The organism is Kordiimonas aquimaris, assembly GCF_025574485.1.
Taxonomy (GTDB): domain Bacteria; phylum Pseudomonadota; class Alphaproteobacteria; order Sphingomonadales; family Kordiimonadaceae; genus Kordiimonas; species Kordiimonas aquimaris.
This window is the reverse complement of record NZ_JAOBPO010000001.1, coordinates 1,151,601-1,174,633: the sequence shown is the minus strand read 5'-3', so window position 1 is coordinate 1,174,633 and position 23,033 is coordinate 1,151,601. Positions and strand designations below refer to the sequence as shown.

The 23,033-nt window shown below is 48.1% G+C and carries 15 protein-coding genes; 8 read left to right on the top strand and 7 right to left on the bottom strand.

The annotated features are described in order from the left end of the window. Both OEU88_RS05515 and OEU88_RS05510 read right to left on the bottom strand, forming a co-directional pair. Positions 1–795 (bottom strand): formyltransferase family protein, encoded by a 795-nt coding sequence (locus OEU88_RS05515; protein WP_262694116.1) that lies wholly within the window; start codon positions 793–795, stop codon positions 1–3. Positions 796–1,086: 291 nt separating this feature from the next. Next, a complete protein-coding gene (locus OEU88_RS05510; protein ID WP_262694115.1) occupies positions 1,087–1,497 on the bottom strand; it encodes a PH domain-containing protein in 411 nt (136 codons plus the stop codon). Positions 1,498–2,275: 778 nt separating this feature from the next. On the opposite strand from OEU88_RS05510, the gene OEU88_RS05505 reads away from it, so the two are divergent. The 5 genes from OEU88_RS05505 (at position 2,276) to OEU88_RS05485 (ending at position 6,972) form a co-directional block, all read left to right on the top strand. Continuing rightward, complete coding sequence (locus tag OEU88_RS05505; protein ID WP_262694114.1) at positions 2,276–3,604, top strand: site-specific DNA-methyltransferase; 1,329 nt, start codon at positions 2,276–2,278, stop codon at positions 3,602–3,604. Between the two features lie 270 nt (positions 3,605–3,874). Beyond that, positions 3,875–4,369, top strand: coding sequence for a DUF5681 domain-containing protein (locus OEU88_RS05500; RefSeq protein ID WP_262694113.1), 495 nt, complete (start codon positions 3,875–3,877; stop codon positions 4,367–4,369). Beyond that, positions 4,359–4,802 (top strand): DUF5681 domain-containing protein, encoded by a 444-nt coding sequence (locus tag OEU88_RS05495; RefSeq protein ID WP_262694112.1) that lies wholly within the window; start codon positions 4,359–4,361, stop codon positions 4,800–4,802. The genes OEU88_RS05500 and OEU88_RS05495 overlap by 11 nt, the downstream gene beginning before the upstream one ends. Positions 4,803–4,864: 62 nt before the next feature. Beyond that, on the top strand, positions 4,865–5,302 hold the full coding sequence (locus OEU88_RS05490; RefSeq protein WP_262694111.1) for a DUF2924 domain-containing protein: 438 nt from the start codon (positions 4,865–4,867) through the stop codon (positions 5,300–5,302). After that, positions 5,302–6,972: a recombinase family protein gene (locus tag OEU88_RS05485; RefSeq protein ID WP_262694110.1), complete on the top strand. Its 1,671-nt coding sequence runs from the start codon at positions 5,302–5,304 to the stop codon at positions 6,970–6,972. Before OEU88_RS05490 ends, OEU88_RS05485 begins: the two co-directional genes overlap by 1 nt. Before the next feature lie 357 nt (positions 6,973–7,329). Here OEU88_RS05485 and OEU88_RS05480 read toward each other — a convergent pair whose 3' ends face one another. The 5 genes from OEU88_RS05480 to OEU88_RS05460 form a co-directional block, all read right to left on the bottom strand. After that, on the bottom strand, positions 7,330–9,573 hold the full coding sequence (locus tag OEU88_RS05480) for a TonB-dependent receptor (RefSeq protein WP_262694109.1): 2,244 nt from the start codon (positions 9,571–9,573) through the stop codon (positions 7,330–7,332). 836 nt (positions 9,574–10,409) lie between these two features. Further along, positions 10,410–11,135 carry an aspartate/glutamate racemase family protein gene (locus tag OEU88_RS05475; protein WP_262694108.1) on the bottom strand — a complete coding sequence of 242 codons (726 nt, stop codon included), beginning with the start codon at positions 11,133–11,135 and terminating at the stop codon, positions 10,410–10,412. 157 nt (positions 11,136–11,292) lie between these two features. Continuing rightward, complete coding sequence (locus tag OEU88_RS05470) at positions 11,293–14,016, bottom strand: LuxR C-terminal-related transcriptional regulator (protein ID WP_262694107.1); 2,724 nt, start codon at positions 14,014–14,016, stop codon at positions 11,293–11,295. A gap of 61 nt (positions 14,017–14,077) precedes the next feature. Then, the gene (locus tag OEU88_RS05465) at positions 14,078–15,172 is read right to left on the bottom strand and encodes a DUF917 domain-containing protein (protein WP_262694106.1); all 1,095 of its coding nucleotides are present in this window, start codon (positions 15,170–15,172) and stop codon (positions 14,078–14,080) included. Continuing rightward, a complete protein-coding gene (locus tag OEU88_RS05460) occupies positions 15,172–16,734 on the bottom strand; it encodes a hydantoinase/oxoprolinase family protein (protein WP_262694105.1) in 1,563 nt (520 codons plus the stop codon). Before OEU88_RS05460 ends, OEU88_RS05465 begins: the two co-directional genes overlap by 1 nt. A gap of 464 nt (positions 16,735–17,198) precedes the next feature. On the opposite strand from OEU88_RS05460, the gene OEU88_RS05455 reads away from it, so the two are divergent. The 3 genes from OEU88_RS05455 (at position 17,199) to OEU88_RS05445 (ending at position 22,814) form a co-directional block, all read left to right on the top strand. Next, on the top strand, positions 17,199–18,035 hold the full coding sequence (locus tag OEU88_RS05455; RefSeq protein WP_262694104.1) for a hypothetical protein: 837 nt from the start codon (positions 17,199–17,201) through the stop codon (positions 18,033–18,035). Further along, positions 18,032–18,757, top strand: coding sequence for an ADP-ribosyltransferase family protein (locus OEU88_RS05450; RefSeq protein WP_262694103.1), 726 nt, complete (start codon positions 18,032–18,034; stop codon positions 18,755–18,757). Before OEU88_RS05455 ends, OEU88_RS05450 begins: the two co-directional genes overlap by 4 nt. 220 nt (positions 18,758–18,977) lie before the next feature. Beyond that, positions 18,978–22,814, top strand: coding sequence for a tetratricopeptide repeat protein (locus OEU88_RS05445; RefSeq protein ID WP_262694102.1), 3,837 nt, complete (start codon positions 18,978–18,980; stop codon positions 22,812–22,814). Positions 22,815–23,033 lie beyond the last annotated feature (219 nt).

Below are 23,033 nucleotides of genomic sequence, written 5' to 3'. Positions count from 1 at the left end.
TTATTTATCCACGAAATTTACTACTTTAGTAAACAATGAGCTAGAAGTGGGGTCAGCAAGAGTTTCCAGAATATCATCGTTAACTAATGTGTACTTTTTTCCTGCAATCTTAACATATGCTCCATGATAAGGAGGAAACCAAAAAGCTCGCACTTTCCTATCTAAATCATTAGCGTCTACATCTATCTCTTTAAGAGCTTCTAATTGCTGCCTTGATAGATAAGTGCCTCCTTCGTTAGGCCTTGTTTGGATGTTATCTGGATCCTCTAGAACAACTTTCAAGGTATCTTCAAATAAGCGTCGCAATGCCTTTTGAGACTTTTGCTCAAGAGACAATGCAGTTTCATTACATTTATCTACAGGAAAGCTGATAGCGCCAATAATCTGCCCGGTATCAATCTTTTCATCAACAAAATGAGACGTGACAGACCATTCAGATTCATCATTTAATATTGCCAAATTATACCCCCCTACGCCCTTATACTGAGGCAAAGGAGCAGGGTGAAAATTAATAGTACCTAGAGCAGGGTGATTTAAATATGACCCTTTTAAGTACCGCCAATAAAGCATAGAAAGACCCAAATCATAACTTAACGAATGGTTATTAATAGCCTCATACGCCGATTCATACGAATAAAGCGGAATTTCAAGAGATCGCGCGACATTGGCGGTAACAGAATTTTCTAAATGGTTATCTGTTATGACTCCAACGACTCTAACCTGCGGGATTTGAAGCAGCCACGCTAAGCAATCTGCGGCCACTCGCTTTCTCCCCATAAAAAGAACCCTAATCACTCTCGTCCCCTTGTGCTTCATTGTTTTCATTATATTTTAAGCTAAATCTGTACTGATAATTCGGTCACTTGAGAAGCTTATCTTCTCTTTAAATTAATGTTAAGCTGCTTTACTCTAGTATTGTAGGCGTTGTTTTTGAGGCCGCCTCAACAAGCAACTATTGTAGGATACTATCCTTTACTCATCATCTTGTTTTTTTCAGTTACATTCTGCTATATTATTCTAGCTACTCATCAAGAGTCGAGACCAACCTTACAAAGGTGCATTCGTGCTTATGTAATGTGAGTTAAATTATCTACCCACCTTACTCCTCGCTTCCCCTACTGCTTGCCTGAACTCCATAGGGTCATCAATCGAGTGGGTTAGTATATAACTACCACCCGTACCGCGTATACGGAGTTGTCCGTATCCAAGCAGCCGCCCGAATATACTCTGCTCCAGGTTCATCTCTTCAATATTGGTGAGTGATATTTCCTCTGTCTTCCGCGCAATCCAACCCGTTTTGAACACCACACGCTGGCTTGTCACACCAAGTTCCGTTGTAAGCTTACGAATGAACATACGCAGGAAAATGACTACGCCAATCAACAATGGCCCCAGCACCATAAGCGACAACCACATAGCCAGAGAATAAAGCCAATGAAACCTGGTCTTGAAAGTGATTTCTTCCGAACCGCTTAAACTATCTTTGATGTATCCCATCAGCTCAACCCAACCTTGGAAGTGAACTGGATACAAATGAGTATTGAGATGAAAACTTGTAACGCCTGAGACATAAACGCCCCTCACTAATGCTAATTGAGGGGCGACCTGGCGAACCGGGTGTTCAAAACACGACAAAAGCATGCGTGCGCGCTATTTTGGGCTACTCAGACGGATCCGAGCGGCCTTGGACATTTTGCGCCACCCGGTCCATAGAGGACTGGGTGCTTTTGTTGGAGTTTTGAAGCCCCACAGCTGTCCACATGACAGCTGCCTGGTCACATTAACTCGGTGAGCACGGGAAGTAAAATTCTATGTATCGTAAATGATGCCCAAGGAGCCGTTGAAGGTGAAGTCCAAGATTAGTATGGGGCTACTATCCGAAATAAAGTTATTTTTTAGCATATCTTGTGTTTCCAGCTTTGACACATGTAACAATCACAATCATATTGTAAGGGCTTAGGGCGATTAAAGATTCACCATGGAGTGCATTCGCAATCGTCACGATGATCAGGCAAAGACCATGGGGAAACTGGTCTGATCTATAAGCTGGTCGCGGCCATGGGGTCGTGAGTATTCCATTTAATACGCAAGAAGGCTGATTAGTTCAGACTTCATCTCTTTGTGAGAAAGAACCTGTCGGTTTATCTCAGCGCTACAGCTTTGCCTGTTGCTCACAGTGAACCTGCCAGCACAGAGGACGTATGTCTATATGGATAACTCTCCATCTGGAGAGGAAAGGAGACAGTCATGTTTAAATTGTAAAAGAGGAAGCGTTATGACGCAGCTAAATAGCCATATTGAGTACATAGAACCCAAAAACCTAAACCCTTACAAGAAAGGCTTAAGAAAACAGCCTAAGAACAAGATCGATATGCTGGCCAAATCAATCGATGGTTTCGGCTTTGTAATCCCAATCGTGGTCGACAAGGACGGCCAGATAGTAGCCGGACACGCACGCTGGTTGGCAGCGAAACAGCTAGGTCTCACCAAAATCCCCATCATTCGGGTAGAGCACCTGTCTCCTGCACAGACACGTGCTTATCGCATTGCTGATAACAAGCTTGCTGAGGGCGGCAAGTGGGACCTCGACGTACTTCGGGTAGAGCTTTCAGAAATTATGCTCGAAATCCCCGACGTCAAAGTTGAGGCTATTGGTTTTGAGCAACCCGAATTCGAAATCCTGATGGACGGTGACAAAAAGAAAGGCCCAACAGAACCTGACCTGGTTGAGCGCAACGATGATTTTGCGGTCACGGAACCCGGCGGAATGTGGCAGCTTGGCAAGCATTTCCTCTACTGCGGCGACGCCCGTAATAGCGGCAGTTTTGAGAAACCGCTACAAGGCGACAAGGCTCATATTGTCTTCGCCGACCCTCCATACAACGTCCCAGTAAATAATTTTGTTTGCGGCAAAGGTGCCATCAAACACCGCGAGTTCGCCTGTGCAGCCGGTGAGATGAGCGAAGAGGAATTCACCACCTTCTTAAAGCTCATATTCCAAAATATGATTGCCTATAGCACTGATGGTAGTGTGCACTACATCTGTATGGATTGGCGTCACTTGAACGAGATCCTTGGGGCTGCAGGCGCCACCTACAGTCAACTGCTCAATATGATTGTCTGGAATAAGACAAACTCGGGAATGGGTAGCTTATATAGGTCAAAACATGAGCTTATCTTCGCCTACAAGAACGGCAAAGCGGGACACATCAACAATGTCCAGCTTGGCAAGCATGGACGCAACCGTACCAATGTGTGGGACTATGCCGGTGTAAACAGTATCAACTCAGAACACCGGGATGATCTGGCTCTTCACCCAACCGTTAAGCCAACAGCCTTGATCGCCGATGCCTTAAAAGATTGCTCGCATCAAGGTCATATCGTTCTTGATCCCTTTGGTGGCTCAGGCAGTACGTTGCTCGCGGCTGAGCAGACTGGTCGTTGTGCCCGGCTTATCGAGATTGATCCTGTTTACTGCGACGTCACCATCCGCCGCTGGCAGGCCATGACCGGCAAATCAGCAGTCAATACCGCCACTGGCATGAGTTTTGACGATCATGCCGCGATCAGCGAGTGCAGTTGGAGGCTTTCCAATGTCGCGTAAAATCATGCTTCAGATACCGGGCGGCTCACGCTGCCCGGCTTCCGCTAGTTACCAGGATCAATTGCGCAATATGCTCAATAACCTCTCTGCTCATCCACTTCTGAAACTTGAGGAATCTCCATCCATCAGCTCTACCCGAAGCGGGCCCATTTACTGCGTTATCGTCCCTACTGAGGTCGGCCAGAACTGGCAGATATCTGAATACTTCCCCGGTGACAGCACCAAAGAGCTCACTCACTATGACTTCCCATGCATATCGGAGACTCTGCAATGACTGGCAAACCCTATGACGTGGGCCGCGGCAAACCACCTAAGCAACATCGGTTCAAAAAGGGGCAGTCCGGAAACCCCAAGGGCCGCCCCAAGGACAAGAAAGCTGATGAGGTAGATGTCGTCAGCCTTCTGAACAAAGAGTTTACCGTCAGTGAGAAAGGCAAAAAGCGCAAAGTGTCAGCCTTCGAAGCCGGGCTTCAGGCACAAGTGAACCGTGCCCTCGGCTCAGGCAAGCTCGCAGACATTGTCGATGCCATTCGAACATTCGAGAAACACGGCCTGCTACAAGCCTTACAACCAGAGATCAAAACTGGTGTTGCACGCCTGCGGTCACACCCCATCCTGGAGGACTATCGGTTGCTCCGCGATCACTATGAGAAGACCGGCGAAGTCCTCCCGCCAGAAGCCCTTGGTGGCCCCAATCAACCGCCGCCAGATGATCCTTTCATCTATAATTCCGACATATTGCAAGGAAGCGAAAGTGACTTATAAACATCCACCTAAATCTGGCCAGATTAAACCCGGTGAAGTACGAAACGCTGGAGGCCGCCCCAAAGGCTCAAAGAACCGGAAGACCATCGTGCGGGATATTGCGTCAAAACATCATTATGTCACCATTGACGGGGAGCGCTGCCGCGTGACTGTCCTTGAAGCTCTGTTGCTGCGGTTACAGTATCTCGCGATTGAGAAAGGCGGTAAGGCGCTCAAAGAACACCAGCGCCTAGTTGAAACTTATGACATAGCAACTGATGATGCCGATAAGGGGCACGGCGTACTCATAGCACCACCAAAAATGACGATGGAAGAGTATATAGATCTCTATAACGCCGGTGACCCTATGGAGCCACCAAAACCCTTTATGGAAGTTCTCTGGAAGGTACACGGAAGTAAAGACACAGAGGTATCCGCAACTGACCAAAATTAGGACTGGACTGTCGAAGCAAACGGAGCGTCAGTGTCGCCGAACCATATGAGGAGGTGACACTGATGGAACCGGATATCAATAAACTAAACCTGTCTGAGTTGGACAAGCTCAAGAATAAAGCCGCTAAAACACTGTGGCACAGCATATACGGCCATGACACACTTGACGGCCCACCATGCAAGCTAACCCGCAACATCCTCGCCTGGGACCTGCAAGCAGCACAGCAAGGCGGACTTGATCGCACAACCATGCGGCAGATCAAACATCTGGCGAGATGTTTTGATGCCAATCCTAACTACAGGCTGGAAGACACACCCATCTATGCACCAGGCACACAGTATGTGCGCGACTGGAAGGGCAAACGCTATACGGTGGTACAACGATTGAACGGTGTTGAATACAGCGGCACCCTCTATCGCAGTCTCAGTGAAGTGGCGCGGTTGATCACCGGCACCCGCTGGTCTGGCCCAGCCTTCTTTGGTCTCAAGAGGGCACGCTGATGGATGGCAGCAGTAAAGTAGAGATCAAAACTTGCGCCGTTTATTGCCGCAAGTCATCGGAAGAAGGCCTTGAGCAAGAGTTCAACAGCTTGGACGCACAACATGAGGCCTGCGCAGCCTTTATCGGTTCGCAGCGGTTCGAAGGATGGAAGCTTTCACCTACACGCTACGAGGACGGCGGCAAGTCTGGCGGCAACCTTGAACGTCCTGCCCTCAAGCAGTTAATAGCTGACATTGAAGCCGGTCATATACAGATAGTGGTGGTCTATAAAGTGGACCGGCTCACTCGTTCCCTCGCCGACTTTGCAAAGCTGGTTGATGTCTTCGACAAGCACGGCGTCTCTTTCGTCTCTGTGACCCAGCAGTTCAACACTACCTCCTCTATGGGGCGGCTAACACTGAACGTGTTGCTGTCCTTTGCCCAGTATGAACGTGAGGTCACAGCGGAGCGCATTCGAGACAAGATTGCAGCCTCCAAGAAGAAGGGAATGTGGATGGGCGGTGTGCCACCATTAGGGTATGAACCTAACGGCCGCAGTCTCAAGATCATCAATCGGGAAGCTGAACAGGTACGCTGCATCTTCAATCTATATCTGGAGCTCGGGTGTGTAAGAGCACTGAAGGCCGAACTGGAACAGCGCGGCATCCGATCCAAACGGTGGTTAACAAAAAAAGGCAATCATATAGGCGGCAACACCATCAGCCGCGGCAGCTTGTACAAACTCCTCAAAAACCCGATTTACATCGGGCATATCAGGCACGGCGATCAGCTACATGAAGGCCAGCATGAAGCCATCATTGATCAGAAGTTATGGCAACAAGTGCAGGACCAACTTAACAAGCAGACAGTAACCCGCAAGAAAAGGCGGCAAGTTCAAAGCCCACTATCAGGTCTGTTGTTTGACGAGAACGGTAACGGCTTTACACCCAGTCACGCTAACAAGAAAGGCAGGCGTTACCGCTATTATGTCAATCAAGCCATATTGCAGGATCGCCCACAAACTGCAGGCAGCATCCACCGCATCAGTGCACCTAAAATAGAGGGCATAGTGTCCAACTGGCTTGCGGGCCTATTAATGGACCCGCAATCCATAAAAGCATGGACGATTGAGGCCGGCTCCAGCATCAGCACTTCTGATCTATCGAAGTATTTAACCAAGGCAAAAGACATGAGCGCACAAATGATAGACGGCAACACCGCCAACTTTATCTCATCCATCATTCAAAAGGTTACAGTGACAACTGATGGATTATCTGTCCGTTATGACAGAGGCCAACTGCTAAATATTATCGGCCTAACAGAAGCTAACAGTGCCATTCATGAGGTTGGTATCAAGGTAAATCTGAAGAAGAAACATTCAGAAGACAAGCTGGTGATCGCATCCGACTTTACGCGAAAAGACCTACCACTGATCAAGATGCTCGTACAAGCACATGGTTGGGTTGAGATGGTGCGCAGCGGTGATGCACGAACAATCAAGGATGTTGCTCGTTTTAACAATCTAAACGAAGCTTATGTGCACAAGCACATCAAGATGGCCCTACTCGCACCGGATATACAGAAAGCAATCATTGAAGGGACACAGCTTGCACCATTATCCCTCGAGAGCCTGAAGACAAGAGGTCACGATAGATGCTGGGATACACAGAGGAAGGTTTTAAGGTTTTAAGATATGTGTTTAGTCAGCATGTGGCAAAACGAGACATTGGACGATTTATTACCCACGTCAGCTTTGTAAAAGGAAAGGAGTCCATACATCTCACCGCTCGATATCGGGAGCTAATTGCTAACTAGTCAGGCGCCAGATCAACTCACACAGCATCACTTTTGCGCGGATTATATCAACATAACATCCAATATAGACAAAAAGTAGGCCCTCGAGTTCGCGAGCCTACATAAGGTCTCAGTAGTATAAAACTACTTCTACCTTGGGAAGATTCCTTTTGATCAACTTGCTATCTTTACAAAGGTCAATCGAACAAAGGTTCGAACATTGTATATAGCTTAGTGACCAAATATGAATTCTCTAAAAATTCAGCTGAAAACCAACACCGTAGGTGGCTGGGTCACCAAACGTCTCAGCAAATCCGACACTTGAAGTGATAACCTGCGTCCGATATCGCTCATCAAGTATATTCCTCCCCCAAAGATAGACGGACCAATCACCCTCGGCATCAGACACACCGATACGAGCATTTACCAGCCAATAACCATCTTCCAATGTTTCCTGCGGTTGACGAACGATGTCATAGCTCACATCACCTTTGTAAGACGTTGCAAACGAAACATCACCAACCAAACTATCGCTAATATTCCACTGATAATTGGTCTGCAGATTAAAGTTTACATTTGGAGAGTTAGGCAGTTCGCTACCCGCAGCAACACCCGGGAGAACCGAATTGTCAATTTCAGTATCAAGCAAGCCAAGACCAGCTTGAATGTCCCAGCTTTCTGTTATCAACCAGTTCAACTCGATTTCACCACCAAAAATTGAGGCATTACCGGCATTATCAATCCCAAACAATGGGCCAAATGGTGAGTCAAATAGAGGGCCATAAAATTGCAAGTCGGTGTAATCATAGTAGAAGGCAGCACCGTTCAATTGCAGCCTGTTTGAGGCTAACTGAGTTTTGAAACCAACTTCATAAGCAACAAGGTTTTCTTCAACGAACGGATTAAGGTCGGCAGGATTGAAAGTCAATTGGCCTTGGAAGCCACCTGACTTAAAGCCCGTTCCCACACTGGCATAGATCAATGTATCTTCAAGTCCAGAGTAATCGATACCAAACTTCCACGCGAGATCGTTCACAGAGAAATCCGCTGCAAAAGGGTCAAAGCAGCCGATTTGAACGCCATCATCAACATTGACAGCACCAGGATCACCAGCGGGAAGCAATGGGCAAAGGCCGCCACCACCAGTACTCAAGTCTGGCGTAACGATAAAGGTAAATGCGTTACTCAAGTCCTTCTGATCATTCGTATACCGAAGTCCACCTGTCAATTTGATGGTTTCAGTGGCTTGCCACTCCGCATGTACAAATAGCGCCGAGGAATCGGTTTCCTGACTATAGAAGTTTCCGACACCAGTCGACCCGCCCAAACCAAATAATGGCAAAAGATCAACAGCATCAAATTGGTCGCGAGTATCAACAGTGTCGGTTCCATAGAAACCACCAAATGTCAGAAAGAATTCCTCACTAGTGAAAGTCGCTCTCAGCTCTTGCGAGAATTGTTCAATTTCATTTTCGAAGAAGCCATCCAGATGCACTAACGTAGAGCCGTCACGATCTTCCTGATAGAATCTAGAATAATCTTCATACCCGGTAATCGACACAACTGACCATTGGTCTGAGAGGTCCCAATTTGCCGTCACCGAAAATCCAAAGTTTTCAATTTCAGATCCAATTGGCCCGCCTCCAGACACATTGAATGGTTCATCGAAAAATTCATCATCACTAGGGTCAAGGATATTGTTTACGTTGAACAAGATAGAGTCAGATGTATCTCTGCCACCATGAACGTTCAAGAAAACCGAGAAATTCTCTGTCGCCTGCCAGTCAGCCAGCAATCGCAAGGAGGTTCGATGTATATCACCAACGTCTTCGCCTGTTACACGATTGGTTTGGAAGCCTTCAAACTGCTGAGTTGTCTGTCCAGAAAGCCTTACGTTGAATCCTTCCGCAACTTGACCGCCAATCGCACCATCGACTGTCAATTTATCAAACCGGCCATATTCCGCTCGGATGTATCCTTCCGTTTCGTCAGTTGGCTTGCGGCTGATGAATTTGACTGCACCCGCAGTCGTGTTCTTACCGTAGAGGGTACCTTGTGGCCCTTTAAGTACCTCCACACGTTCCAAGTCAAACAATTGGAAGCTGAGCATCGCTGGTGAGACAAGATACACGTCGTCGATGTAAATCCCTGCAGCTGGGTTATTGTTCACAGCGTAGTCGTTGAGGCCAATGCCGCGTACGCTGACATTGATGATACCGCGCCCAAATGTTTCATTGATGTTCACATTTGGGGTATAGGCTGCCAGATCAACCGGCTCTTCCAGTCCCAGCCGCTGAATGGCATCTCCCGTAAAGGCCGTGACGGCAATGCCAACATCGTTCAAACTCTGCTCACGCTTTTGAGCAGTTACAATAATTTCTTCAAGCGCAAAATCACCATCCTGACCGTTCTGTGCCCAAGTAGTGTTTGATGTAGCAAATAGCGACCCAATGCAGGTCGAATATGCCAGTATTCTCTTTATTGAAACCTTAGACATAACATTCCTCCAAATTTCCTCCCCGCAATTGGGTAGTTCCAATTAACGTTGCCTCAGTTGAGCGCTTCCAGCCTTTTAGAAGCAAGTGAGGAAACTGATAGGTCGCTGATAAAAAAGGTAGGTCTAGTTTGGCGCAGGCGCAAAACATTCCCTATTAATATTAGTAGTTTTTGGCACATATTCAAAGCAACCACTCTGCTAGCCGCTGTAGTAAAAGATAGCATATCATTGACACGATGAGGTCGCCCAATGACGGCAAAACCCCTATATTCTACGAGCTCGCAAGGACGCCGAACAGATTGCCGACAATTCAGGCAATGAAAGCGATCCATTCGATAGATTTATGCCTGGGGGCGCATTTGAATCTGGCCGATGCACCAGCGAAGAAATTATCAACAATATAAATGCCTGCGATCGGAGGTATTGCTACTCCCAGAGCCAACAAAAACACTGATAGATTATCGGCAACCCCAGAGAGCAAGCGCAGCCCCAACAGTAGCTCCCAACAGCGTCAATTTCCATTTGTCGACCTTTGGCAACCAGCTCCTTTAAACCAAGGGCCTCAGAATATAGATTACTTGCGTTGATGGTCCACGTGGCAAACACTAACAGGAAGAAAGCCGGCGCTCCTAAACCCAAAACACAATATCTCAACGATGTCTATGTGACGTACGGCATGCGCTGGGATAGACGCCAGAAGCTGGACCACAAAGATCCTGATTCCCATGCTGAAAAGTGCAGCAATGCCGTGCGCGTTCACACGACATTGAGCCCCTTACGCCATAGAGTTTTATCATTGACGGAAGCCTCTCTACTGCCTTCAGCCTAAGCGTCAATCAGTACCCCACGACAACCTTGTCTCGCGGCGGTGCGTAGGTTTTCTTGCTATGCGTCAACCCAACATCAATAAGCGCAGACGCGGTCATGACGGTAAGAGGAATTGGATCGATAACCGGTACGTCGTAGCCTTCGAACTTCAACCGCTCAATGATCTTTTCTGCGCAGCCGAGAAAGCCTGTACAGCCAAGGACAATGACATCAGCACCATCATCTCTGATTGCCTCAAGCGATGCTTCTGCGAGCTTCTCCTGAGTTTTTTCGATGTCCTGTTCAATATTCAAAACAGGCATATCGATCACACGGGACGACACCATTTTCTCTGCGAGGCCATAGATTTTCGCCAGATTGTTGATCATGGGAATAACGCCGTCGACTACGGTTACGAATGAGAACTTTTGCCCTAGCATTGCGGCCATATGCATACTTGTCTCACCGGGCCCGAGCACAGGGATTGAAACCACTTCACGGCATGGTTTCATGCCAGGGTCCCCCATACAATCGATTACGATCGCGTCGGCGCCCGCTTGCTCCGCCTCGATACATTTAGCAATGGTGTCAGGTACAGCGATTGCTTCATCATATTCGCATTCAATCGAAGACGGCCCTCTATCAAGGAGAGAATGGCGGAACTCGAGATTTTCACTTGCAAAAGGCGCAACATCTTCGAGCGAGCGAATACCCTCAGTAATGATCGGCGTGATGATATGAATGATCTTCGACATAAAAACTCCTTTTAGCGTCCATTGGATTGAGACTATCGTTCCATCAACAGTGCACAAAGACAATCAGCTTGACCGGTAGGGCAGCGTTAATTTGGGGAGTGACAGGCAAACAATGTGTTTTTACGCCTACCTATTTTGATAGCTTTGGAACCAGTCGTCAGGATCGCGGTTCAAACCCCATCGTCCGCGCCTTGTTGACTGCCTGCATACGATTGTTGGCATTCGTCTTCGCATAAATGTTTTTCAAATGATACCGGACCGCATGTGGCGTAACACCAAGGCGCCGCGCAATCATTTTGTCCTGCAGACCCGTATGAAGTCCTTGTAGAATATCAATCTCGCGCGGACTAAAAACAGCGACATTCCCGTTCGTCTCAGATGCTTCGACTGAGAAAGAAAACAAACGCTCAATTTGGTGCTTGTCGGCTTTCCGGACTGTTGCCTTCTGATACTGTTTGAGTAGGCCCTTCAAGTCACCAATACGCCGCACAAAGGGGCGAATATAGTCTGTATGCCGGGCATATTTAAGTGCTTCCGCGATAGATGTTGTTGCTTTGTCCTTGTCGTCGCTCCGCTCATGTAAGAGTGCTGACAAGATTAAGCAACGGATGAGCGGCCGCATTAGGTTGCGCTTGGTTGTAAAGCGGTAAAGCGCGTCTGCAACCGCTTTACCCTCTTCATAGGCTTCTTCAATCGTCTTGATGTTGATCAGCGCGCAGGCAAATACTTCCATTTCGCGCCAGGTATGTATTTGCTGATTGAAAATCGTCTCAACATTATCAGGAAGCCCCGATCGATCGTAGGACAGGCGGGCCTGATCATGTCGACCCGCGTTGATCAACGCCATGACCTTAAGCGCCATCAAGTAATTGTTTAGCTTTGCCAATCCCTGCTCTTCAGTATGTTCGAGGGCGGCATGAAGGAAATCGAGTGCATTATCAAGGCTTTCTTCATAGAGCGTTGCTTCTGTTACGACGCTGTACGCTGCAGCGTATATATCAAACCAGGCTTCGCTGCCATGGAGCCGATCGATAATATTCGAGAGCTTGCTACGTATTCGGTTGATGCGGTTGCGCTCCAAATCGAGTTCGGCGGTCAGGATTTCGTTGATCAAACGCAGACCGTTGTCCCGAGGGAAAAACTGTCGAATTGCCTTCTGTGACTGAACATAATAATTGTCGGCATCTTCCACTTCGCCGCGCACCATGGCGATCGAGCCAAAGTGAAAATCGATAAAAAGTTCACCGTAACGCGATCCCGCTGCTCTAAAATGCTCAGCGGCTTCCTTACCAAACCGCCAAGCATTGGCAAACTCGGCGCGTTGATGGCTGGCGAGGCACAAAAGTGTTTTATGATGACCAAGGGTTGTCGCTTCCTCGTTAGACGTATCCATATCACCTGGCAATAAATCGGAAATAAGTTCCTTACTGAGCGGAACACAGCCATAGGCAGCAAGCATTGAACGGACAAAAATATGATCCTTATAGAGCTCTCGGTCGTCACCTTTCGCCCGGTCTTTTTGGAAACCTTCTGTCGTCTCGGCTAGGCGATTAAACAGGTCTTGCGCGCCCTTTAGATGTCCCTGTTTAATAAGTACGATACAACGAAGAAAACCGAGGCGAGGAAACTTTTCGATAATCTCATCGTTCAACATATCGTTTGCCGGAATGACCCGTGTCATGCCTTCCCTGAGCCATAGCCTTATGCCGCCAGCTTTTTCTAGCAGATGCCCAATTAGATCCGTATCATTGGCGTAGCTCGCGTGCCGCAGTGCCGTCAACAACCGACCGCGTTCCGAAAGGGCATTGGCTGCTCGCTGGTGTAGCAATGTATAACGATCACTATTCTCTCGCTGTAATGTTTCCTTCAGATACTGGCGGAACAAGCCGTGGAGTCGATAAGTTTTCTCACGGTTATCAAGTGGAACAATAATCCCTTCAAGATGCGCAAGGCCACCAAGCACCGCTTCAGCGTCATTCTTCTGTCTTAAATTGTCGAGGAGCGGCGGTTCGATCCATTCAAGAACGGAAGCATCCAAAAGAAAGGTCTTCTCGGACTTTGACAGGCGACTATAGAACTGATCTTCAAGATAATCTGCAGCCAACCCATGCTCGCTAGTGAAAAACTGTAATTTATCAATCGCAGCCCCTGTTCCGCCAATCGCATTTTTCATCAACCTGAGAGCAACAGGCCAGCCCTCGGTTTTTTCATACATAGCTTTTGTTTCACGTTTGGAGAGGAGTCCATCAAAAAAACTCGCCGCCTCGTCAAAAGAGAAACGCAAGTCATCAACCGACAGCATGACTGCCATGCCGTCCAGCACCAATTTGCTCAAGGCAAGACCGGGGTTTTGCCGGTAAGCCAGTGCGATATGCAGGTTTTCCGGCGCATGGCGGATAAAATTATTCAGGAGCCGCTGTGCCTGTTCATCAATCAGGTTTTCGACATCATCCAAAATCAACACAAGCTTTTTGCCGCTTGCCTGAATCTGGGTCGATAGAATATTAGCCTGATGAGCTGGATCGAGGTCCGGCGTCGATAATTGGCTAGTTGATAGGGCGTCTCCACCCACGCCGACGGTATCGAAGGCAAAAGCGAGATAGGCCGATAACGTGCTCGCCGTTTCTTCTTCCTCGAGGGTCAACCAAGCAACTTCGTACCCACATTCAGACAAATGGGTACGCCACAATGCAAGCAGAGTACTTTTTCCGAAGCCACCCGGCGCCTCCAAAATCGACACAGCAAATTGGCTAGGAGCTGAAAGTTTTTCCATGGCAATATCACGTGTCTCCAAAGCCACGTGATATTTGGGAGCTGTTACCTTGGCTTTAATCAGCCAAGGTGTAGAATTCATATTCTTTGGATTGCCTTCATTTATCATTCTATAGATCTATCAGATAGATACTCTTCAATAAAGGCAGCGAAACTGCCGTCACCACAATTCATGATTTCAGTAGCTCTCGGATTGGAACATAATCCTGCTCAAGCCCAAAAGCCCGCGGCCCAAATGTTGCGATCGCTTCTGGCGTCCGCATAATCGGTGGCACGCTCGCACCAACCACTTTGATCCGCTGGCCATACCGCAGCGCTTCGACCGGGATTGGTTCTGCCGTCTCGCGATCGATAACACAGATCAAATCAGGCACCATTGCGACTGCCTTACCGTCCACATGAGCGATGAGATGCTCATTCTGGAACGTAATCTCCATCCGAGCTCCCTTACCTGTCAAGGGCTCCACATGACAATGACCAACGGAGAAACCGCCTTCAGTAGTTCGTTTGAGGTCAACAACCTTGCCATCGAACAACACGCCGCAATCCTGATAATATTCTGTGCTCTTGAGGTAACTTATCAAAGCTTCCACCGGCTTGCCGTCCCGGCGGCCTTTTGCAATTGCCCGACCGATCTCAAGCGCAAGTGTCAGCGTATATTTGACGCCGTAATCCTTCACCACTTTACCGGTAATCGGGTAATTGGCAGTCATAACACTCAATCCCATCTGGATTGCCACCGATCGGACTAGGTCCTCTGCCGTTTTCGCGTCCGTCGCATCAACAACAACTGAGTTCAGGTGTTCATCAACAACCGACAATGGGGTCGGCCCATGGCCATACACATTGAAAGTCACCATCTGGATTTCTGGGAAGGCGCGGCCCATTCCGTCCGCATTCACGAGCGGAATGCCAGTCCGCGCAGCTGCCACTAGTGGGATTGTCGAGTTGATACCTCCGATCTCAATCGGAATCAATGCATCTGGCATACGACCTAACCGGTCAGCAAGCTTTTTGATCGCTAAATCTATATCATCACCATTTGCAGCTTTTTCAACCAACACCGTTGGCGCCCCGAGCATGGCGATACAGAATACCAGCGCGTCATCTGCCAAGTCTTCCGGATCAAGAATTATCGGGTCGCCAAACTCGGTGATCGCGTGCCGCGCGAGCAATTTACCGATATAGGGGTCACCGCCACCGCCGGTACCAAGGAACGCTGCACCACGCGCAAAATCTTCTAAATCATCTAACTTAATTTTCATCATACGCTCCTCGTCAAACCATTGAGATCAAGCTCTCCAGCAACCTTCACTCGCAACTTCACAGAACCGCCAGGAATGTAAGCAACTGGGACCTCCTCAACATCGACAACTTGAATAGTGTCTACGATGGCACCGGCCTTAACCGCAGCCTCTTTTGCATCATTGGTCGCCTGTTCGATAGCAGCATCTCTGCCAATATCATCATAAGAATAGACACGATCTATCTCACCGCCGACCTGAGCGATTGATGCGCCAATCGCGTTCGCCACACCGGCATTCTCTGGCACGATTACTTCGGACGTGCCAGCAATGTCACGCTTGATAAGAATGGAGCCACCGCCAACAAGGATAAGCGGCAGCGGATCAGCGCTGGTTTTCATTCTGTCGATGCCATCAGCGACGATCGCATGGATTTCAACCACTGCATTTTCGACCAGATCATCGTCAAGTGAACTCACAGCCGCACTGTCGCCAAACTCGGCAAAGCCAGCTGCCACAGCGATATCGCTCGCCGTCAACATGTCGCCTCCGAACACCTTTGCCTCTTCGAGGAGACGATATCCAACCGACTGTGGGCCAATTTTCAAACTCTCACTGTTATTAACGATAGAGCCGCCACCGAGGCCAATGGCGAACACGTCTGGCATCCGGAAGTTGGTTTTGACGCCACCGATATCAACGGTGACTGACGATTCCCTTGGAAAACCATTGACCAACATGCCGACATCGGTCGTTGTACCGCCGATGTCCGCCACCAATGCGTCCTTGAAGCCGGATAGATAGGCTGCACCACGCATGCTATTAGTTGGTCCTGACGCAAAGGTCAGCACTGGGTATTTTTCGACAAAGTCGGCCTGCATCAACGTGCCGTCATTCTGGCTGATGAAAAATGGTGCCTGTATACCCAGATTCTTGAGTGCAGTCCGGAACGATGACACAACTTTCGCCGATAGATGTGCAAGACTGGCATTCATGATCGCGGCATTTTCGCGCTCAATCAGACCGATACGGCCGATCCGCGACGACAGCGTCAACTTTGCATCAGGTATTTCTTGCAGAATGATATATTCCGCACGGGATTCCATTTCCGTATTAACAGGCGAAAACAGACCAGATACGGCAATTGCCTTAATGCCGCGCTCTTTGATACGCCTCACGGCAGCAATTAATCCGGCTTCATCAAGTTCACTGTTCAGGCGGCCATCATATTGATAACCACCGCGCACCATCTCAAAATGGCCACCGACCACTGCACGAATATCTTCAGGCCAGTCAGTGAGTGGTGGGATGCCACGCGATGCTGGCAGGCTAATACGAATGATACCGACTTCAACCAAATTCCGTCTCTCGACAAAGGCATTGGTAAACTGTGTCGTACCAATCATGACACATTGGATATCGCCAGCAGCGACGTCGGATTGTTGTAAAACAGATGATATAGCTCTTACAATGCCATCACTGACATTGGGTGTGGTAGGTGATTTTTGGACAGCAATAACCTTTTTACCATCCATCAGGACAGCATCGGTATTTGTTCCCCCCACATCAATACCTATTCTCATGTAGAATCTCCCGCGATGTATCACTTAAGCCATCATGGGTTAAAAGAACGACGTCAACAAAAGGTCAAGTTAGTAGGACAGCATTAATATTTGGAGGAGAGAGCAATTTTCGACTAACTATGGCACTACTAATATTGATAGTGTTCACTTGATCAATCGCCGCAAGATTTTGTCATCTTTCACATATGATATATGTCGATACTCACAGTAAATGAGGACAGCTTTAAATTGGTGAAATTCACCACATTTAATTTGCCAAGTTTGATGTGACGACTGATGAAACTGTAACGTGGAGAATTGTTCGCTTTCGGCCAAAAGCGGACACCTGCAACCTCTAACGATTAGGTCACCAATCCAGTCAAAAGAAAAATTGATAGGAGATCGAACATCAATGTAGCTTGCATATTTTGTAAGGGACCGCCAGGTCATACCAACTAGAATTTGGTCAAGAAGAGACAAACATTGTGAAAAGCAACTTTCGACGCAAGGCGGCAGAATATTCTGCCTATGCAAAACAACATCTATCATCGAGCAATGATAATGACCTCCGTTCTGCGGCCCTTTTTCTTCGATTGGCGATGGAAGCCCTTACCTATGAGCGCGCCAACCTTTTCAATGAGGACCTATCGCCTGAAGATTTTAAGACCTGGCAAGTTCGGAAACTGATGCGACGGCTCGTTGACATCGACCCACATGCAGATCAGTCGTCCAGCGTTCGGTACCGCCCTTCGCCTTTAGCCGACGAGGAACCTGAAGATTTCAGATTTCTTGGTAAAGAAAACACCTTAAATTTGGCTCTCATCAAACGGCACTATGATGCACTTGGCTCGTACCTTCATATGGAAACACTGCTGTCCGTGGAACAAAGCAAGTCGCACAACATGTCCAAGTTGCGAGCAAGGTGTTTGGCTATTGCTAAAGCAATCGAAGACACGCTCGCGTCAACAGTATGGAATGTTGATTTCAGAACAACAGCGAAAATCGACTGTATGGAATGCGGCCATCCAATACGTCGGCGTTTCTTCAAAGGCCAAGAAAATACTATTGTTGAATGCTTCATTGATGATTGCCCAGCTGAATATGAACTGTCTACTACCGCAAACGGAAAGATTCATTGGGAGCCTCGTCAAACAAGCCTCCGCTGTCGAAATGCATCATGCGATGCTTCATTCCCGCTTTGGCTAAAAGAGTTACAAACCGAAGGCACAAACTGGCATTGTAAGAAGTGCAATGCACATCACAGAATTGCTCTTGGCATCTCGCTGACACTTGATAACAGTGAGGAAGGCATCCAACAATGATTGTAAATGTCGACAGCTATCGTTATGAGCCTTACCAACACCCATTAGATACTCATCTCGGCATCCCAAAACCGAAACCAGTCGAGTTTTCCTCCGCATTGGATGCGGCAGAGTATTTGTCTTCAGATTATGACTTTGCTTCCGCTCTACAGAACGTAATTACGACAAAATTCCATAACTGCTCGAACTACGCAAAATTGAAAAAAAACTATTCTCGCCTAAATACAATTCCTTCCTTCCGCTTCTATAGAAAAAAGAACCAAATTTTCAATGACAACGTTCGACGATTCGAGCAAAATCAGCCTGTCCGTACATCTTTTCGAGAACATATTCTTGGCCTTGCAAGTGAAATTCAATCATCTCAAACGACTGTTATGGCAGGCCAGAAACTATTCTATGGTTTAGGTAAAGAGCAATTCGACGAGCTACAACGGCAGGGCTATCTACCATACTTCCTTTCTACGACTTTCAGCCTTGTAGTCGCAGCCGAACACTCGGTACGCAAAACAAGTATGGACGCATCATACAATATGACAAGTGTACCTGTAGTGATCATACTGACCCTTGAGGAAGACTATAAAGCCCTATTTGCGCCCAAGGGGAGCCCGAATGAATATGAATTGTTGTTTAACCGAAATGCTAAGATCAACGTTAATAGTGTGACAAAGCCATCAAACGGCAGGTTTCAAATCGCCATAGCTAACCTTGTTGGGTTTAAATAGAAACATTCAGCTTTACCAGCACAAGCTATATTGCCCGAGAAAATTGAACCGTGGCTTGAGTTCTAACAGTATACAAATGACTATTTTCATGTGCGTTGATATGACGTTTGTCGTGCTTCTGCGCAAAGTATTTTACGTCGATTATCTAACGATGAAATGTTTAATCCGTAGTTGCTGGTTTTAGAAAAACAAATTGTATAAGATCATAAAGCAGTAGCCCATGCTGGTTTATCAAGAAGGTCCCGTTTACAGTTTTATGTCCTATACGATCCCACCGCCTGATGAATGGCAGACATTCGAATCAAATATGAAACAACTATTGATGCTGGTGCTCAAGGCCCGCTCAATCCAAACCTACGGGCGACAAGGGCAAAAACAGTTGGGGGTCGATCTTTATGCGAGCCGCGACGATAATCCTGGCCATTTCGTTGGCATACAGTGCAAACAAAAAACCTGGGACAAACGCATAACCAAAACTATCCTGCGTAATGAAGTCAAAGAAGCTCGCAAATTTACGCCGGCGCTCTCGGAATACATCCTAGTTACCACCGCCAAAGATGATGTCAAAATCCAAGCAGAAGCTGCACAACTGCAGGCAGAGTTGTCGACCACTAACACACCGTTCACCATTAATGTGTGGGGGTGGGGTACTATTTGCCAAGAAATCGAGCGTTTTAAAAGCGAAGGTATGCTTCAACTCTGGTTTCCAGATCTAAAAGCTGTGGTTCAACAAGAAACACAGTCAGGACCGGGGCAAGTACGTGATTTAGATGACGTAGCCAACTCTATACAGAATTTTCTACAGAATGCACAGGACGAGGCCAATCTGGCTGCTGGCGAAAAAATTGATGAAAACCATCACAGGGACATTGACGTCTACAACAAGAAGCTGAGGGCGGGTCAGTATGGACTGGCACTAGAGTTCTTTGAGACCAAGCTCAAATCGATCGATGACACAACAAGTGACCGGGTGCGCTTCCGCCTACTGTCCAACATCGGGGCCTGTTATCATAATTTGGGGCAGCGCGACCAGGCGATCCGCTTTTTTGAAACCGCTTTCTCCTTTGCCCCGGATGGCGACGGGCAAGCCCATGCAAACTATGTATTGGCTGCCTTCTTACGCGGCGACATGGAAGATTGCCAGACACGCGCACTCGAAGCCTGCTCACTTGATAACCCTCGTTTGCTTAGCGCTTTCTATCTGATCTTCTCGAGCCCTGACGCTCCAACTCTAACCAAAAACCTAGCACTCATCCCCGCAGGTCTGGAGGACAAAGGCCAGATCATCGCAGGCGAAACCGATCGCTTGCGAGAACTTGGCGACCCATCCTTTGAAACTAAAGTACAGGGGTTGCGCGCTAGCGAGCACCTTGAAGCACGCCGGGTGTGGGCAGATCACGTCCTTTCACAATATTTCACCGCTAGCAAAACTTCAAAGGCTATATGTCCAGCTATCGATGGCGAAGTTTTGGAAGAAGCGACCGACGTCTACCGAGCTGTCTGGCAGCAAGTCAAAGACGGCCACACCCAAGCTATTCATTTGGGTTTTGCGAACAACCACGCCATGCTGCTGCTGGCGACGCATAAGGTCGAGGAAGCGATCACAGTGCTCAGAGAAGCCCGCGAAGCAAATCCAAACGACTGCGGCCTCGCCTATGCGCTCGCAACAACCCTGGCTCAGGAACAAGGAAAGTTCGACGAAGCGCTGCAATTGATGGAAGGGTTCGACCTTAGCGCAGAACATGCCCTTTTCTGCGCAGACCTTCACGTTGAAACCGATACCGAACAAAGCCTGGCTCTTATCAACGCCTATGACTGGTCAAAAGAAAAACCAACGCTCGCATTGCACGCCCGCTGCATTGAATTTGCCGCCTCATACAGTCCCAATTCTGAAAGCCCTGAAGTGGATCGGTTTCTATCAACCTTTGAGCAAGAGTTCCCTGACAGCGTCATCCCCAATTGCCTCCAGGCCAAAGTAGAAATGTCGCGCTCGGGTGCCATCACAGATGTCACCCATGAAAAAGTCACCGCCAAACTACCATCCGTGACCAAACGTAATGACCTCATTAATGCAGCAGAGGTGCTTTTGCGCGGCAGCCACTTCGAAGAAGCTTTCCAAATCTTAAATCTCGAAACCGACTTCTCGCGGGCTGGGCCAGACCTTCATATGCTGATCGACGCTGCCGCTAGAAGCGGCAACCCGCGTTACTATTTATCGGTCTTCCAACGCCTGCGACCGGATGTTATTGGTGAAGATACTTATTATCGCCGGATGGCCGACGTCGGCATGAAAATCCAGGATCTTCCCCTTGCACTTGAAGGCTTGAAACGAGCCCTTGCCATTAGCTCATTCGAACCTTCGTTGTGCATAAATTACATCGATACCCTGCATCGTACCGGTGATACAAAAAAGGCTTGCACTTTCATGGCGACGCTGCCAATGCCGCTCAACGCGGACATGCCGACGCAGATCGCCGTGCTGCAACGGGCATTTCATTTTGATACGATGGAAAATGCCTTTGAACGACTATATAGGCTCGTACTAAAGCACCCGTCAGACGAAAGTTTGTATGTTTTCGCGCTAATGGCGCTGACTATCAATATGGAACGCGCGCCTTCACCTCCGCTCCCCGAAGTAATCAGCTCGGATTGTTGGGTCAGGGTCAAACCTTCACGTGGAAATGAAACAAACTTTGTAATCGAAAACGATCAAGCCTTGCAGGTCAGCAGCAGTTACCTGCCCAGCAGCCATAATTTCGTTACTATGTTTCTTGGCAAGCAGGTAGGCGATGAAATTCCGGGCCGCGAAGACATCCACTGGCAGATCGTTGAGATCAAACACAAATATTTGCACCTCTTTCACACTTTGCACGAGGAATATGACAAACTCATCGGTACGAACCCGACGATCCAACGTATGCATATTGACAAGGACAATCCTGACTTCGACATTATCTTCGAGCAGGCGCGGCAACAACACGAACATGCAACCGCAATTCTCGATCAGTATGCCAAGAAAAAAATCCCGGCTCGCCTGATCGCCGACTGGCTGAAAGTTACCCCGATGGATTTCTACGACGAGATCCCAGGATTAAGCACAGACCTCGCATCAAATGATGGTAACTATGATAAGATGATGGCTGCTGTGCAGCTGGCAGTTGACGCACAAGACAAGGGCTGTGTTATTGATCTGCTGACGCTCCATATCCTCTATAAGCTCGACCTGTTAGACGAAGTTCGAAGCTATGTCGGTGAAATTAGAGTCCCGCAGTCGCATATTGACGCCCACTTGCAGCGCTGCGATGAAATCCAGATTAATGTTGGCAGGGACGGCGGATCTCTTGCTCCTGTCGGTGACAAATTTACGCTCATTGAAACACCAGCTTCCGTCCGGCAAATGCGCCTTGATGCGGCACATCAGGAACTGGCGGCTCTTCGGCAGACAGTAACAACGTGTCCGGTCATTGCCGCATCACCGGAGACGCTTGACCGCGAAGGCGATCCGCTGTTTCCTGACGATTTCTGGGACGACGTCCTTGTCGCTCAGGATGAAGGCTTACTACTAATCTCCGACGATTATGTCTTCCGGCAACTAGCCAGCCATTCGTTTGACATTAAGCTGACCGGGCTTCAGGCGCTCCTGGCCGCCATGGCCGAAAAGGGTGCACTGAGCTTTGAAGATTACGCTACCGCTGTTGCACAGATGGCAAGAAACAAACACCTGATCCTAACGGTGTCTGCGCCGGTGCTTCACAGTGTCTGGCAAACTGACCCCGACCTTTTTGAAAGCCTATTATCGCAACTCTGCTATCCGAGCGCTGATCCGTACAGCCATCTAGTCGTTGCCACCGGGCTGTTGATCGAGCTATGGGTAGACTTACCTGCTTCACTCTGGACCCAGAAAGCCACCAGTCTAATTATAGAGCGCATTGTCTATAGCGGGCTATATGAGACTGGTTGGTTTCTCTCGTTTATGTTGTCTCGCCAGTACGTGCCATTCGACCTCAAGGCTTATATGAGATGCTGGGCTCAAGGGCATTTCATTTCACTCAAGTAAAAGTATTATTCAAGAATACAAACATCAGTGTCACTGAAAACTGGCTTCTAGGAACAGTCACCGTCACACAGGTAATCGATCATTGCGCCTCTTCATATTTTGAAAAAAGGCGAAGCTAATTTGCGTCACCTCTAAAATATGTTGAATATGCTAATTCAACATAATCAAACCGTTATACGTAAAGTAATTCGCCCGAATGCCGATCAGATTAGTTGCCAC

Coding starts and splice junctions, on each gene's coding strand:
- OEU88_RS05510 (WP_262694115.1), bottom strand. CDS start 1,497: ATGGGATACATCAAAGATAGTTTAAGCGGTTCGGAAGAAATCACTTTC.
- OEU88_RS05505 (WP_262694114.1), top strand. CDS start 2,276: ATGACGCAGCTAAATAGCCATATTGAGTACATAGAACCCAAAAACCTA.
- OEU88_RS05500 (WP_262694113.1), top strand. CDS start 3,875: ATGACTGGCAAACCCTATGACGTGGGCCGCGGCAAACCACCTAAGCAA.
- OEU88_RS05490 (WP_262694111.1), top strand. CDS start 4,865: ATGGAACCGGATATCAATAAACTAAACCTGTCTGAGTTGGACAAGCTC.
- OEU88_RS05485 (WP_262694110.1), top strand. CDS start 5,302: ATGGATGGCAGCAGTAAAGTAGAGATCAAAACTTGCGCCGTTTATTGC.
- OEU88_RS05480 (WP_262694109.1), bottom strand. CDS start 9,573: ATGTCTAAGGTTTCAATAAAGAGAATACTGGCATATTCGACCTGCATT.
- OEU88_RS05475 (WP_262694108.1), bottom strand. CDS start 11,135: ATGTCGAAGATCATTCATATCATCACGCCGATCATTACTGAGGGTATT.
- OEU88_RS05470 (WP_262694107.1), bottom strand. CDS start 14,016: ATGATAAATGAAGGCAATCCAAAGAATATGAATTCTACACCTTGGCTG.
- OEU88_RS05465 (WP_262694106.1), bottom strand. CDS start 15,172: ATGAAAATTAAGTTAGATGATTTAGAAGATTTTGCGCGTGGTGCAGCG.
- OEU88_RS05460 (WP_262694105.1), bottom strand. CDS start 16,734: ATGAGAATAGGTATTGATGTGGGGGGAACAAATACCGATGCTGTCCTG.
- OEU88_RS05450 (WP_262694103.1), top strand. CDS start 18,032: ATGATTGTAAATGTCGACAGCTATCGTTATGAGCCTTACCAACACCCA.
- OEU88_RS05445 (WP_262694102.1), top strand. CDS start 18,978: ATGCTGGTTTATCAAGAAGGTCCCGTTTACAGTTTTATGTCCTATACG.